The sequence below is a fragment of the Plantactinospora mayteni genome (genome assembly GCF_016862935.1).
Classification (GTDB): Bacteria; Actinomycetota; Actinomycetes; order Mycobacteriales; family Micromonosporaceae; genus Plantactinospora; species Plantactinospora mayteni.
Map to the genome: position 1 here is coordinate 152,661 of NZ_BONX01000009.1, position 14,176 is coordinate 166,836.

The 14,176-nt window shown below is 74.2% G+C and carries 11 protein-coding genes; 3 read left to right on the forward strand and 8 right to left on the reverse strand.

The window, feature by feature from the left end:
- The first annotated feature begins 74 nt into the window (after positions 1 to 74).
- Positions 75 to 533: an Rv0361 family membrane protein gene (locus Pma05_RS08995; protein WP_203856861.1), complete on the forward strand. Its 459-nt coding sequence runs from the start codon at positions 75 to 77 to the stop codon at positions 531 to 533.
- Between the two features lie 48 nt (positions 534 to 581).
- On the opposite strand, the gene Pma05_RS09000 is transcribed toward Pma05_RS08995, so the two are convergent.
- From Pma05_RS09000 to Pma05_RS09015, 4 genes are all read right to left on the reverse strand, one after another.
- Positions 582 to 1,253 carry a thymidine kinase gene (locus Pma05_RS09000; protein WP_372441445.1) on the reverse strand — a complete coding sequence of 224 codons (672 nt, stop codon included), beginning with the start codon at positions 1,251 to 1,253 and terminating at the stop codon, positions 582 to 584.
- A 160-nt stretch (positions 1,254 to 1,413) separates the two neighbouring features.
- Entirely contained in the window at positions 1,414 to 1,785 is a 372-nt protein-coding gene (locus Pma05_RS09005) for a hypothetical protein (RefSeq protein ID WP_203856862.1), read from the reverse strand.
- A 111-nt stretch (positions 1,786 to 1,896) separates the two neighbouring features.
- Positions 1,897 to 3,273, reverse strand: a complete 1,377-nt coding sequence (locus tag Pma05_RS09010; protein WP_203856863.1) for an MFS transporter — start codon at positions 3,271 to 3,273, stop codon at positions 1,897 to 1,899.
- Positions 3,274 to 3,313: 40 nt separating this feature from the next.
- A complete protein-coding gene (locus Pma05_RS09015) occupies positions 3,314 to 4,087 on the reverse strand; it encodes a glycerophosphodiester phosphodiesterase family protein (RefSeq protein WP_203856864.1) in 774 nt (257 codons plus the stop codon).
- A gap of 161 nt (positions 4,088 to 4,248) precedes the next feature.
- Here Pma05_RS09015 and Pma05_RS09020 point away from each other — a divergent pair, with 161 nt between their 5' ends.
- Positions 4,249 to 5,613: an Hsp70 family protein gene (locus tag Pma05_RS09020; protein ID WP_203856865.1), complete on the forward strand. Its 1,365-nt coding sequence runs from the start codon at positions 4,249 to 4,251 to the stop codon at positions 5,611 to 5,613.
- Positions 5,614 to 5,667: 54 nt separating this feature from the next.
- Here the strand turns inward: Pma05_RS09020 and gnd are convergent, their stop codons facing one another.
- The 4 genes from gnd to Pma05_RS09040 all read right to left on the reverse strand — a co-directional run bounded on the left by gnd (position 5,668) and on the right by Pma05_RS09040 (position 11,235).
- Positions 5,668 to 7,134, reverse strand: a complete 1,467-nt coding sequence (gnd, locus tag Pma05_RS09025) for an NADP-dependent phosphogluconate dehydrogenase (RefSeq protein ID WP_203856866.1) — start codon at positions 7,132 to 7,134, stop codon at positions 5,668 to 5,670.
- A gap of 108 nt (positions 7,135 to 7,242) precedes the next feature.
- A complete protein-coding gene (locus tag Pma05_RS09030; protein WP_203856867.1) occupies positions 7,243 to 7,881 on the reverse strand; it encodes a hypothetical protein in 639 nt (212 codons plus the stop codon).
- Entirely contained in the window at positions 7,874 to 9,805 is a 1,932-nt protein-coding gene (locus Pma05_RS09035) for a dynamin family protein (protein ID WP_239312017.1), read from the reverse strand. Before Pma05_RS09035 ends, Pma05_RS09030 begins: the two co-directional genes overlap by 8 nt.
- Positions 9,802 to 11,235, reverse strand: a complete 1,434-nt coding sequence (locus Pma05_RS09040; protein WP_239312020.1) for a dynamin family protein — start codon at positions 11,233 to 11,235, stop codon at positions 9,802 to 9,804. The genes Pma05_RS09035 and Pma05_RS09040 overlap by 4 nt, the downstream gene beginning before the upstream one ends.
- 289 nt (positions 11,236 to 11,524) lie before the next feature.
- Between Pma05_RS09040 and Pma05_RS09045 the strand changes: the two genes are divergently transcribed.
- Positions 11,525 to 14,167 carry a LuxR C-terminal-related transcriptional regulator gene (locus Pma05_RS09045; RefSeq protein ID WP_239312022.1) on the forward strand — a complete coding sequence of 881 codons (2,643 nt, stop codon included), beginning with the start codon at positions 11,525 to 11,527 and terminating at the stop codon, positions 14,165 to 14,167.
- Positions 14,168 to 14,176 lie beyond the last annotated feature (9 nt).

Genomic DNA, 14,176 nt, shown 5'->3' on the forward strand with positions numbered 1-14,176 from the left:
ACCCGGCCGGTGTCGACGGCGAACCCGGCCGGTTCGGCACCCGCCGGGCGGGCCGGCTATCTACCGTCGGTGGCATGGCCTACGAGCTGCCCGGCGGAGGTGGGGCACGGCGACCGCGCCGGCTCCGGGGCGTGCTGTCGGTGGTCGCGGCCGGCCTCTTCGTCTGCTGTGTCGGCGCGGCCGGCCTCGGGGCCTGGAACTTCCAGCACCTCCGGCAGTCCTCCGGCGCGGCCCAGGAGGCGGCGGAGGCGTTCCTCCAGGACGTGACCAGCGGCGACCCGGGCGGCGCCTACGACCGGCTCTGCGTCGACACCCGCGAGCGGTGGAGCCGGGAGGAGTTCGAGCGACGGCTCTCCGTACCACCGACGATCACCCGGTACGCCATCGACGACGTCAGCGTCGCGAGCGACCAGGGCCAGCTCCGGGCGACCGCGACAGCGAAGCTGACCCGCCGGTCCGGTGCGGTGGACCGGCGGGAGATGCCGATGATCAAGGACGGTGACCAGTGGCTGGTCTGCGGCGACCCGTTCTGAGCCCGGTCGCACGGCCGGCGCCGTCGGACCGGGGCCGGTACCGGTCGCTCAGCGGTTGTCGCCCAGGTCGCCGGAGCGGAAGTGTCGCCGGCAGAGCACCTGGTAGCGCACCTCGGCCGCCTCGACGGTGTCCCCGATGACCACCTGCTCGCCGTGCCGGGCCACCGCGCCGCCGACCACCCGGGCGTTGAGCTGCCCCGGGCGTCCACACCAGCAGAGCACCTCGACCTGGATCCGGGACACCTCGTCGGCAAGCTCGAAGAGCCGCTGCGCGGCCGGGAACAGGCAGGACCGGAAATCGCTGGCCAGGCCGAACGCGAAGACGTCCACGTCGTAGCAGTCGACCAGCTCGGCCATCTGCTCCACGTGCCGCACCGTGTAGAAGCACGCCTCGTCGCAGATCAGGTAGTCCAGCCGGTCGCCGTCGGCCCACCGGCCCTTCACGAGTTCACAGAGGTCGAGGTCGTCGGTGACCTCGATGGCCTCGTGCGCCAGACCGATCCGGGTGGTGATCTGCGGGCCGAGGGAACGGTCGATCCTGGTCAGTACCAGTCCACGCCGACCCTGCCGGGCGTGGTTGTAGTTCATCTGCAAGGCCATGGTCGACTTGCCACAGTCCATCGGTCCCCAGAAGAACTTGAGGGCGGCGCCCTGACGTAACCGGCCGTCGCCGGCGGCGAAACACGCCTGGGCGAGAGCGGATTCGTCGCCGGCGGACAGGGTACGGCTGGTGCGGCTGTCGTCGGTCACGGTCGGGGAGCCTAGGCCACCAGGCGTTTCCGGTTCGACCCGCCGTGTCGTTGACCACTCTGGTCGCCGATCTCCGCCGGGCCGCGACTCAGCCCGGAGCGGCGGTGACTCAGCTCGGTCGGGTCGCGACTCAGCTCGGTCCGGAATCCCCGCCCGGTGGCCGGCCGGTGATCCGGGCCCGCTCGTCCGCCGACAGCGCCGGCACGAGATGCTGGTCGACGAGATTCCGCAGGTCAGCGGCGAGGGTCGGGTCGCCCTGCACCAGGGTCCGCAACCTCTGCTGCCAGGTGTCGGCGAGGGTGCGTTCCAGGGCGGGGTCGCCGGCCTGGCGGGCGGCGAGGACCTCGGCGCGTACCTCGGCCAGCTCGGTGGCCGCGTCGTCCGCCTCCGCCGGCCGGACCCGCCGCCAGAACGCCACCACCTCGGCCCGGGCCACCGGCCAGCCGGCACCGGCCATCGCGCCGACCAGTGCCGTACCGGCGGCCACCTCGATCGGCTCCATCCCGCGCCTCCTGCCCGGCTAACGCCCCGGGCCCACCCTAGGCCAGATCGTGCCCCCGATTGGCCCGGTCGGCCCGGACAGGCTGGCTGTCCGGGCCGACGAAGCCGCCGGTCAGAGGCGTTCCGGCGGGGTGTTGCCGGCGGCGACGATCGCCCGCCGGATCGGTACGGCGGCCAGCAACACGAACCCGATCACGAAGAACGCCAGCAGCGAGATGATCGCCACCCGGTAGCTCTCGGTCATCCCGTACGCCAGCCCGAACAGCAGCGGCCCGAGCCAGCTCGTGCCCTTGTCGGAGATCTCGTAGAGCCCGAAGTACTCCGCCTCCTTGCCCTTCGGGATCAACTGGCTGAAGAGCGACCGGCTCAGCGCCTGGCTGCCGCCGAGCACGATGCCGATCCCGCCACCGAGCAGTACGAACGGCAGCGCCTGGTTGGCCGGCAGTCGGAACGCGACCGCCAGCACCACCGTCCAGAGCACCAGGCTGACCAGGATGGTCTTCCAGGCGCCGATCCGCTTCGCCAGCGCGCCCATGCCGAGCGCGCCGAAGAAGGCCAGGAACTGCACCATCAGGATGGTCGGCACGAGTACGTCGTCGGAGAGCTTCAGCTCCTCGGTGCCGTACACCGCCGACAGCGAGATCACCGTCTGGATGCCGTCGTTGTAGACCAGGTAGGCGACCAGGAAGAACAACGTCAACGGGTACGCCTTGAGGCTGCGCAGGGTGTGCCAGAGCTGGCGGAACCCGTCGAGCAGTACCGGTCCCTGTGCCGGGCCGGCGACCGGCGGCCGGTTACGCAGCCGGATCAGCGGGATGGTGGTGAACGCCGCCCACCAGATGCCCGCCGACACCATGCTGTACCGGGCGACCTCGCCGGTGTCCAGCCCGAGCGAGTCCTTGAACAGCACCGCCGCGACGTTGATCGCCAGCAGCAGGCCGCCGCCGATGTAGCCGATCGCCCAGCCGATGCTGGAGACGCTGTCCCGTTCCTCCGGCCCGGCTATCTGCGGCAGGAACGAGTAGTAGACGACGATGCTCGCCCCGTAGGAGATGTTGGCGATCAGGAACAGCCCGGCGCCGAGCAGGTAGCGGTCGCCGGTCAGGAACAGCAGCCCGACGGTGGCCGCCGAGCCGATGTAGGCGAAGAGCGCCAGCATCTCCTTCTTGCGCGGCGACCGGTCGGCGACGGCACCGACCAGCGGCAGTACGAAGACGGTCAGGAACACCGACAGCGAGACCATGTACGGAAAGAGCGAGCCGGGCGCGATGTCGATGCCGAGCAAGCTGACCCGCCCGCCCCGACACGGGTCGTCGGAGGCACAGCCAGCGGCCGACTTCGCGATCGAGGTCAGGTACGGGCCCAGGAAGACGGTGATCACCGTCGTGTTGAACGCCGAGTTCGCCCAGTCGTAGAAGTACCAGCCGACCCGTTCGTGCCGGGTGCTGGGTGGCGCCTCCGGCGCCGTCGCGGGGATGGTCTCGGCCATGTCGGTCCTTCGGTATCGGGGGCGGCCTGGTCCGGCCGACCTACCGATCGGACGGCCAGTGACCGCGGCTCTGGTACGCCTCGCGCAGCACGTCGACGTGATCGGTCATGATGCCATCCACACCGAGGTCGAGTAACTCGTTCATCTCGGTGACTTCGTCGATGGTCCAGACGTGCACCTGGAGCCCGAGCCGGTGCACGAAGTCGACGAACCGCCGATCGACCACCTTGATCCCCCGGTAGCGGACCGGCACCTGGGCGGCGACCACCGTCGGCGGCAGTACCAGCCGCCGGTTGGCCAGCGAGGCGAGCCGTACCCGGGCCACCCCGCGCAGCCCGAGCGAGGTGGCGATCTTCGGCCCGGCCAGGATCCGCAGCCGGGCCAGCCGGGTGTCGCTGAACGAGGCGAGCAGCACCCGGTCGCCGGCCCCGGCCCGGTCGACGGTACGCACGGTCGGCGTGACCGCGTCGTCGGCCTTCACGTCGACGTTGAACCGGATCTGTGGCCAGGCGGCGAGTACGTCATCGAGCCGGGGCACCGCCGCCGCCCCGCCGATCCGGATCGTCTTCAGGTCCGCCCAGCGCAGCCCGGCGATCCGGCCGTGCTCCCCGGTCATCCGGTGCAGTGTCGAGTCGTGGAAGACCACCGACACCTCGTCGGCGGTGGCGTGCACGTCGGTCTCGACGTACCGGTAGCCGAGCTGGACCGCCCGGGCGAACGCCTCGGTGGTGTTCTCGTCACCGCGTGCGGCGCCGCCCCGGTGCGCGAACGCCAGCGGCGTCGGCGCGTCGAGGTAGGCGAAGTCCCGGATCACGTTGCGTAGTATGCCCCGCCCGGTTGGCCGTCCGGTGACCGGTGGGCGGCGCCTTTCCCCGCCCGACGGGAACTTTTGCCGGCAGTGGGCCGTTTTCGACCCTGGCCGGCGCCCCGGCTTCCGCCCGGGGAGGTCGACGAGGCTTCAGTATGGTTCTCGCCATGCGGCTGCTCGCCATCGACTTCGGCACCTCCAACACCGTCGCCGTGGTGCGGGGCGCCGACGACCGGGCCCGGCCGCTGCTCTTCGACGGCACCCCGCTGCTGCCGTCGGGAGTCTGCCTCGACCCGGGCGGCACGCCGCTGACCGGCCGGGACGCGGCTCGGGCGGCCCGGCTCGACCCGGCCCGGTTCGAGCCGGCACCGAAACGGCGGATCGACGACGGAGCGGTGCTGCTCGGCGACCGGGAGGTACCGGTCACCGAGCTGGTCGGCGCGGTGCTGCGGCGGGTCTCGGCCGAGGCGTACCGGCAGCTCGGCGGGGTCGACGAGGTCCGGCTCACCCATCCGGCCCGGTGGGGCGAGCGCCGTCGTGCGGTGCTGGTCGCCGCCGCCCGCGCGGCCGGGCTGCCACCGCCCCGGCTGGTCGCCGAGCCGGTCGCGGCGGCGGCCTACTATCCGGCGGTACTCGGCACGGTGCTGCCGCCCGGCCGGGCGCTGGCCGTCTACGACCTGGGCGGCGGCACCTTCGACGCCGCCGTGGTCCGCCGCACCGCCGCCGGCTTCGACGTGCTGGCCGAGTCGGGCCTGACCGACCTGGGCGGGCTGGACTTCGACCACGCCCTCGTCGAGCATCTCGGCCGGGGCTACGCCGGCGGCCGGACCGAGCGGTGGCACGGCCTGCTGAGCCCGGCCGACGCGGGCCAGCGCCGGGCGCGGGAACTCCTCTACGACGACGTCCGGACGGCCAAGGAACTGCTGTCCCGGGCCGCCAGTGCCGAACTGCACCTGCCGGCGCTGGACCTGCGGGCGCATCTGACCCGGGACGAACTGGAGTCGCTGATCCGCCGGCAGCTCCAGCAGACGGTCACCTGCCTGGCCCGGACGATCGCCGCCGCCCGGCTCGACCCGGCCGACCTGGTCGGGATCTTCCTGGTCGGCGGCTCCAGCCGGATTCCGCTGGCCGCCCGGCTGATCCACGCCGACCTGGGCGTCGCCCCGAGCACCCTGGAGCAGCCGGAGACGGTGGTCGCCGAGGGAGCCCTCCGGCTCGACGACCCGCCGCCCCGGCCGGTTCCGGGGCCGGCGGCACAGACCGCTTCGGTGCCGCCGTCCGGACCGGCCCAGGGCCGACCGACTCCCGGCGGATCGACTCCCGGCGGGCCGGTTCGCGGTGGATCGGCCTCGGCCCGGGCCGTGGTGGTGGTGCCGCCGCCAGCCCCGACCCAGCCCGGGGTGGAGCCGGTCCCCCCGGGCGGTCGGTTCTGGACCGGCACGGCCGGGCTGGTCTGGACCGGAATCCTGGCCGGGTTGGTACTGGTCGCGCTTGTCGTGCTGGTCGCGGTCGTCAACGCCGGGCCCGGCTGACCCGGTGAGCCGGACCCGGCGTCGCTGATCGCTGAACCCGGTGGCGGCCGGCCGTCAGGCCGGGGACTCGGCGCGGTCGCCGGCCCACCGGGTGTGGAAGCTGCCCTCGGTGTCGACCCGCTGGTAGGTGTGCGCGCCGAAGTGGTCCCGCAGCCCCTGGATCAGCGCGGCCGGCAGCCGGTCCCGGCGCAGGCCGTCGTAGTAGGAGAGCGAGGAGCCGAAGGCGGGGGCGGGTACCCCGGCCTGCGCGGCGTAGCTGACCACCCGCCGCCAACTGGCGACGCTCTCGGCGACCCCCCGCACGAAGTAGGGCGCCACCAGCAGGGTCGGCAACTGCGCGTCGGCGTCGTACGCCTCCCGGATGCGGTTGAGGAAACGGGCCCGGATGATGCAGCCGCCGCGCCAGATGGTGGCCAGCGCCGCCGGGTCGATGTCCCAGCCGTACTCCTGACTACCGGCCCGGATCTGGTCGAAGCCCTGCGCGTAGGCGACGATCTTCGAGGCGTACAGCGCCTTGCGGACGTCCTCCACGAAGGCGTCCCGGTCGACGTCATCGGTCGGCGTCTCCCCGCCCGCGTCGGCGTACGCGCGGGTTGCGGCGGCGCGCTGGTCGGCGTGCCCGGAGAGCGAGCGGGCGAACGTCGCCTCGGCGATCCCGGTGATCGGCACCCCGAGGTCGAGCGCGCTCTGCACCGTCCACCGGCCGGTGCCCTTCTGCTCGGCCTGGTCCTGGACGATGTCGACGAACGCCCTGCCGGTGCCGGCGTCGACGTGCCCGAGCACGTCTGCGGTGATCTCGATCAGGAACGACTCCAGGTCGCCCTCGTTCCAGCCGGCGAAGATCTTGCCGATCTCGGCCGGTGTCGCACCCAGCCGCTCCCGGAGCAGGTCGTACGCCTCGGCGATGAGCTGCATGTCGGCGTACTCGATGCCGTTGTGCACCATCTTGACGAAGTGGCCGGCGCCGTCCGGCCCGATGTGTGCGCAGCACGGCGACCCGTCGACCACCGCGGCGATCGACTCGAAGATCGGCCCGAGTTTCCGGTACGCCTCCACCGAACCGCCGGGCATGATGCTCGGCCCGAGCAGCGCGCCCTCCTCGCCGCCGGAGACACCGGTGCCGACGAAGTGCAGCCCGTGCTCGCGCAGCGCCTCCTCCCGCCGCCGGGTGTCGGCGAAGTGGGCGTTGCCGCAGTCGATGACGATGTCGTCGGGTTCGAGCAGCGGGATCAGCTCGTCGATGACGTCGTCGGTGGGCCGGCCCGCCTTCACCATCACGATGACGGCGCGGGGCCGCTCCAGGGAGGCGACGAAGTCGGCCAGCGACTCGCTCGGCACGAACGTCCCCTCGTCCCCGTGCTCGGCGACCAGGCTCCGGGTCCGCTCCGGCGACCGGTTGTGCACCGCCACCCGGTGACCGTGCCGGGCCAGGTTGCGGGCCAGGTTGCGGCCCATCACCGCCAGCCCGGTGACCCCGATCTGGGCCGTCGCCCCGGTGCCGCCGCTCGTCGTCTCCGCCATCTGCTGCTCACTTCCGTCTGGGCCAGAGGTTCGGCCGGTTGCCAGTTCCCGTGCCGGCGTCGGAGGAGCGCGCAGAATCCCGCAGCAGGGCGGAAGGCCCGGTGTTCGTCAGCGCTCGTCCGGCAACCAGAACCGGGCAAGCGTACTCGTCGCCGGATCGTCGGAGGCGGCCAGCGCCGACCAGGGATCGCCGTCGGCCGGCAGCCCCTCGCCGGCGTACTCGGCCAACTCGTCGGGGCCGACAGGTGTGGTGTCCGGCCCGGACAGTGCCGGCGGTACCGCGTCGACCGGCTGGCCGAGCAGGGCGGGATCGGTCCACGGAAAGCCGTCGACCGGCTCCGGCGGTACGCCGAGATCCGGCAGCTCGGTCGACTCCCACCAGTCCGGTCCGGTGTCGGCGTACGGGTCGAGGTCCGGGTCGGCGCCGAGCGGCGGGTCCGCCGCACCGAAGCCGACCTCGGCGGGTACCTCCGGATAGCCGTCCGGCCCGTACTCCGACTCCTCCGCCGGGTAGGGATCCGTCTCGGCGTACGGGTCGGTGGTCGGCAGGTCGTCGTAGCCGAGCGGCATCGGCGGGTCGGCGGGTGACCCGGAGAGGTCACCTGGATCGGGGTCGGCGGCGCCGAACCCCTCGACCGGGAAGCCGACGTCGTCGGGCTGGTCCGGGGTGAGGTCGCCGAAGTCCTCGCCCTCCGGGCCGCCGAACTCCGGCTGGTCGGCGGACCAGCTTCCCCAGTAGTCAGTCATGATCCCGCCCTCGTGCGTCGGTGGCCGGGGCCGGGGCCAGCACCCGGGCCCGCACCAGCACCTCGTCGACCTGCTTGACCCTGGCCCGGGCCGTCTCCCGCTGCTGCTGCGTCGCGGCCCGGCGCCGGGCCCGGACGGCGGTGTCCTCGGCCGCCGCCGCGTCGATCTCCGCGATCCGCTCGTCGAGCTGCCGCAGCCGGCGCTCGATCGCGTCGTCCAGAGCGAGGGTCAGCGCATATTGCAGATCGGTGAACCGGTTGGTGATCTCGTCCGAGAGCGCCGCCCGGGCGTCGGCGACCACCTCCCGCAGCCACATCCGGGCCTGCTGCCGGTCGGTGTGCGCGCGGCGCCTGTACAGGATGAAGCCGCCGGCGGCGAGCCCCAGGCCGAGCCCGGCGAACGGGATCAGCAGGCTGCCGCCGACCAGCGCGCCCGCGCCGAGCGCCGAGGCACCGGCCATCGCGCCCCGGCCGGCCAGGAACGCCATCGACCCGGCCGACATCGCGATCATCATGTTGTCCGGGCCACCACCCTCCCGGCGCGGCTTGCTGGCCAGCGCGTGCCGCAGGGTCGCGTTCAGCCGCCCCAGCACGAACCGCAGCTCGTCCGGCTGGAACACCTCGGCGAGGACCCGCTCGCCGACCTGCCGGAACCGCACCTCCAGATCGTCGGAGAGCCGCACCGACAGCGCGTGCAACGCCTCGTCGACCTGCTGCGGCAGCCCCTTCAGCTCCTCGCCCCGAGCCTTGTCGACCCGGTTCAGGAACTCCTCCTGGAGGGTACCGACATAGCCCCGGAGCAGCCCGGTCGCCTCGACCCGGGCCCGCTGCGTCTCGGTACTCAACGCCAGCGACCACTGCCGCGACTCGGTACGCTTCCGCGCCGCCAGCGCCGCCCGGTCCTGCTTGATCCGGGCCAGGTCCGCCGGGTCGGGGTCGGCGGCCCGCATCCGCTCGCCGAGTTCCAGGTCGTACCGGACCAGTTCGCTGCGTACCGTGCGGAGCAGGTTCGCCTGGCGCAGCAGGTGGCCCCGGCCGGCCACCCCGATCAGGGCGTGCTGCAACTCGGCGATCCGGGACTCCCGGATCAGCTCCCCGGCCGCCTCCGCCGGCATCGTCCGGGCCAGCTCGGCCAGCCGGGCCGAGACCGGAAACCACGACGCGCCGCCGAACCGGGGGGCGTGGGCCTGCAACTGTGCCCGGTTGTCGGCCAGGATCGTCCGCCATCCCGGGTACGCGTCCGTCTTGGCCAGCGCAAAGACCACCAGGTTGACCCGCTTGCTCGCCTCGACCAGGAAGTCCAGTTCCGGCTGGGCGAACGGGGCGGCGGCGTCGACCACGAAGAGCAGGGCGGTGGCCCGGGCCGCCGCGTCCAGGGCGATCTGGGCGTGCGCCGGATCGAGCCCGCCGGTACCCGGGGTGTCGACCAGGCTCAGGTATTGCAGCAGCGGCGCCGGATGGGTCACCTCGATGTGCCGGGGCGGGCGCTGGTCGTCCGGCAGCCGGCCCAGCGGGGTGGCCCAGTCCCGCAGGTCGGCCAGGCGCAGCGGCAGCGGCTCGGACCGCCCCGGCACGAAGGCCCGGGCGCCGGCCTCCGCCCCGGGCACGAACTCCAGATAGCAGCAGGTGGCGACCGCGACGTCGACCGGCGACAGCCCGGGCACCCCGACCAGCGCGTTGACCAGGGAACTCTTCCCACGTTTCGTCTCGCCGACCACCACGATCGACGGGCGGGTCACCACCTGGCGGCGCAGCGTGTCGACCTCGGCGGCGGCGTCCGGGGCGACCTTGCGCAGGAACGCCAGCCCGCCGTCGACCGCCCCGGTCAGCGCCGCGCCGAGCGCCGCCTCCGGGTTCCCGCCGCCCTTCGCCATCGGGGCACCGGCCCCAGCACCGGCCCCGGTGGCGGTACGGCCGGCGGTCACCGCGGGCTCCCCTCGGCGCGTACCCGCTGGGAGAGCAGGAAGAAGCCGCGGTGCGCCACCTGTGCGACCCGGGACTGCGCCGGGCTCGCCCCGGCGACCGCGTACACCCGCCACCTCGTGGCGGCCTCCAGCGCGGCCCGGGTCAACTGCTCCGGCGCGGCGGCCGGCAGGCTCAGGATCCACCGGGGGTCGGTGGAGAGCGCCAACCGGGTCAGCTCCTGCTCCATCGGCTCCGGCAGCTCCACCGACCCGGAGCTGACCAACTGGGCCACCTCCAGCAGCCGAAGGCGGTGGTATTCCGGCTGTTGCAACACCTGCTCGATCGCGTCCCGGAGCAGTTCCCGGTCCTCGGGCCGGGGAGCGTGGCTGGCCAGCTTCTCCAGTGTGGACAGCCCCCAGCCAGCCTTGATCGCGTCGGTACGCCACCGGAACGCCTGGTCCAGGGTGTTACGGAGCCGGGGGAACCCGGACGCCTGGAACAGCAGCCGCACCAGGTCACCGCTGGCCAACTGCGGCTGGGCGGCGAACTGGGCGATGGCGAAACCGATGCCGTACAGGTCGAGCAGCCGCAGCAGCCGTTCCCGCTGCTCCCGGGGGACCGGGCAGTCCCGGGAGGTGAACAGGTCGACCGAGGCGAGCAGCACCATCCGCTCGCTCACCGGCAACCCGGCCATCGTCCGCAGCGCCTCGCAGTCGGCGGCGGTCAGCCGGCCGGCCTCGGTCGTCTCGGCCAGCAGCCCGACGATCGGCACCACCTCGGAGACCACCCGGCGCAGCACACCGGTCTGGTCGGCGGCCAGCGGACCGGCCACCGGCCACGGGTCGGCCGCCCCGCCGACCAGCTTGTCCACCTTGTTGAACAGGCCGAGCGAGTTGATCGGGTTGCTGGCCAGCCGAGCCGAGACCGACCGGAACGCCTCGAGCGCCGCCACGTCGTCGTCCCGGACCGACTGGGTGAAGACGTAGACGATCGCCTCGGCGCCGGCGATCGCACCGGCCGAGTCGTCGTCGATGTTGTCGTCGAACGGGGCGGCGGCGGCCTCGAAGAGGAACCGCCGGGCACCCGCGCTGACCGAGGTGTTCGTCGAGGCGAGCCCGGGGGTGTCCAGCACGGTCAGGTCGCGCAGGTGGTCGCTGGTCAGCGTGACGTCGACGTACCCGATCTCGGCCCGGGGCACGCCGAGCCGCTGCGGGATCATGCCGGCGTCGTCCAGCGGCAGGCTGAGCCGGCTGCCGTCCCGGCGTACCACGTCGACCCGGTCGGCGGTGCCGTAGCGGAACTGGGTGACGATCCGGGTGCACTCGCCGACCTCGGTCGGGGCGACCCGCCGGCCGATCAGCGCGTTGACCAGCGTCGACTTGCCGGCCTTGAGTCGACCGGCGATCGCCACCCGCAGCGGCTCGTCGAGCCGGCGACGTACCCCCGACACCTGGGTTCCGGTAGCGGCACCGAGTCGTGGACCGACCTCGTCACAGAGGCCGGCGACCCGGGCGCTGAGCGGACCTGCTCCCATCGCTCGTCAGCCGGCGGTGCGGTCGGCGACAATGGCAGGAACCCGGTGGAGCACGCTCATCTCGTCTGCTGTCCTTCCGACACAACGGCGGGGGCGGGCTGCCCCTGCCGGACATCACACTACGAATATCCTGCCGGCGCAGGATCCCATGTTCGTGCCACCGTCTTCCACGGTGGTAAGGCTCGACCCGGGCGGGGGAGGGACAGTGCGGCACGCGTCGGTCGGTGATCTGCCCGACCAGTTCCGGCCCGCCGACCTGCCGGACGACGGGCCGGTCGGCGATCGGGCCCCGGACGTCGTCGCGGTCGGCTCCGGCCTGCTCGGCAGCCCCGGCCTGGTGGTGCTGCACAGCGGGCCCGGTGGCGGGCGCAGCACCGCGCTGGCGCGGCTCGGCGACGCCTTCCGGGGACCGGTCTTCGCCGGTGGCGGCCTGGCCAGCCTGCCCGGCGAACCGGCGTTCGCGCTGGCCCGCGCCGTCCGGGTCCGGCTGCCGGGGCACGATCCGGCCCTGCTCGCCGAGGCGGTCCGGTCCCGGGTACGCGGCGGCCTGCTGCTGCTGGACGACCTCCAGTGGGTCGATCCGGCCACCCTCGCCGCTCTGGTGCCACTGGCTACGCACTGCCGGATCGCGGTCGCGCTGCGTACCCCGCACCGGCTGCCGGGCGCGGCGGTGGCGGCGCTGCGGGCCGTCGCGGCGGGCTGGCTCGCGGTGCCGCCGCTGACCGTGCGGTCGGCGACCGCCCTGGCCGGACGGATCGCCCCCGGACTCGGCCCGTCGACCGTCGCCGACGTGGTCCGGCGAGCCGGTGGGACACCGCTGGCGGTGGTGACCCTGGCCCGCCAGGCGGCTGCCCACCGGCCGGCCGGAGTGCCCCGACCCGGCGGCGGTGCCGAACGGCGACCGGAGCCGGTGCCGGCGGACCACGACGCCGACCAGGTCGGCTACGCGGTGGCGGCGGCACTGGCCGACCTGACCCGGCCGGCGCGTACCACGATGGCCGCACTCGGGCTGCTCGGCCGGCCGGTGCCGGCGAACGTGCTCGGTACCGGGGTCGACGAACTCTCCGCCGCCGGCCTGGTGACCGTCGGAGCCGGCGGTGTCGCCCCGGTGTCGCCGTACGTCGCCGAGGTCGCCGCCGGGCTGCTCGACGAGACCGGCCGGCGGGCGCTGCACCGACGGCTCGCCGAGCTGGTACCTCCCGACGAGGCGGTCCGGCACCTGGCGGCGGCCGGTGACGGTGTGGCGGCGTACCGGCGGGCGCTGGCGGTGGCGGCCGACGCCGACACCGCCGGTACCCGGGCCGAGCTGCTGCTGCTCGCCTGCGCGCTGCCCGGCGTCGAGCCGGAGCCGGCGGTCCGGGTCGACGCCGCCCGGGCCGCGCTGGCCTGCGGCCGGCCCCGGGCAGCGGCCCGGGTGCTGACCACCGGCACACCGCTCGGCGTCGACCCGGACCTGTTGCGGGCGGAGGCGCTGGTCCAGCTCGGCGACCTGGCCGGCGCCCGGTCGGCGGTGGCCGGAGTACCGGACTCGGCCACCCCGGAACAGCTCGCCGCCCGGGACCGGATCGTGCTGCTCGCCCAGCTCGGCACCGACCCGGCCGAGGCGACCCGGACCGCGGCCCGGATCACCGCCGGACCCGGCCCGGAACCGGCGCATCCGGGCCTGCGAGCCGCACTGGCGGCGGTACGCGCCGCGAACCGTGCCCCGGGCTGGGAGTCGGCGCTGGCCTCGGCCGCCGGGGCGGCGGGTGCGGCCGGTGATCCGCTCTCCGCCCGGTGGAGCGCCTGGCTGCTGGTCGAGACGCTGCTCGCCGACGGCCGGCTCACCGAGGCCGGGCAGGCCGCCGAGGCGGCGGAGCGGGCCTGTGCGGCCGACCTCGCCTACAGCTGGCAGACCCGGTTCCTGGCCGCCCGGCTCTGGTCCGCGGCGCTGCGCGGTGGGCCGCCCGCCCTCGACTCCGATCAGGCATCCGACTCCGCCAACCCGCTCGACGCCGCCTGGGCGCTCGGTGCTGACGAGGCGCTGCGCCGGGCGGGCGACCTCACCGACCGCACCCTGCCCGCCCTGGCCCGGGGCTACGCGGTGGCCGCCGCCAGCCTGGTCGAGGCCGACGGTGGGCTGCTCGGCCCGGCCCGATCCCGACTGGCGGCCACCACCGGCGGCTCCGCCAGCGCCGACGCGCTGCTCGACTGGGTGAGCCGGGAAGCGGCCTGGCTCGACGGCCAGCCGGACCGGGCCGGCGGATCGTCCTCCGGCGGCCCGCCGCTGATCGACGGGCTGCGGCAGATCACCGCCCGCTGGGCGGCGTACGACGGCGCCGAGGCCGCCGGCGGTCCGGGGCTGCCCGACGGGGCGGTGACCACCGTTCCGCCCGAGCCGGCGCCGGTGTGGCAGACCCTCGCCGCCTGGGACACCCCGGGCGGCGACCCGGCCGGCTTCACCCGGGCCGCCGACGGCTGGCGGGAGCTGGCGGTCCGCGAGGAGGTACGCTGCCTGCTCGCCGCCGGCCTGCACGAACCGGACCCGGCCCGGAGCGTTCCGGTGCTGCTGACCGCCGAGGAACGCGCCGAACGCGCCGGACTGGTCGTACTGCTCGGCCGGATCCGCCGGGCGCTGCGCCGGCACTCCGTACGCCGGGACATCCGGGGCGCCCGCGCGGACGGCGACCTCACCGACCGGGAACGTGAGGTACTCCGACTGGTCGCGGCCGGCGAACCGACCCGACGCATCGCCGGCCAACTGGGTATATCCGCGGAGACGGTGGAGACCCACGTCCGGTCCGGGATGCGCAAGCTGGGCGCCCGCACCCGTACCGAAGCCGCGGCCCTCGCCCTGGAGGCGCTGTGACTGGTGCTG

Excerpts from the sequence above, each read along its gene's own strand:
- Pma05_RS09005 (WP_203856862.1), bottom strand. The coding sequence starts at position 1,785 with ATGGAGCCGATCGAGGTGGCCGCCGGTACGGCACTGGTCGGCGCGATG.
- Pma05_RS09010 (WP_203856863.1), bottom strand. The coding sequence starts at position 3,273 with ATGGCCGAGACCATCCCCGCGACGGCGCCGGAGGCGCCACCCAGCACC.
- Pma05_RS08995 (WP_203856861.1), top strand. The coding sequence starts at position 75 with ATGGCCTACGAGCTGCCCGGCGGAGGTGGGGCACGGCGACCGCGCCGG.
- Pma05_RS09030 (WP_203856867.1), bottom strand. The coding sequence starts at position 7,881 with ATGACTGACTACTGGGGAAGCTGGTCCGCCGACCAGCCGGAGTTCGGC.
- Pma05_RS09020 (WP_203856865.1), top strand. The coding sequence starts at position 4,249 with ATGCGGCTGCTCGCCATCGACTTCGGCACCTCCAACACCGTCGCCGTG.
- gnd (WP_203856866.1), bottom strand. The coding sequence starts at position 7,134 with ATGGCGGAGACGACGAGCGGCGGCACCGGGGCGACGGCCCAGATCGGG.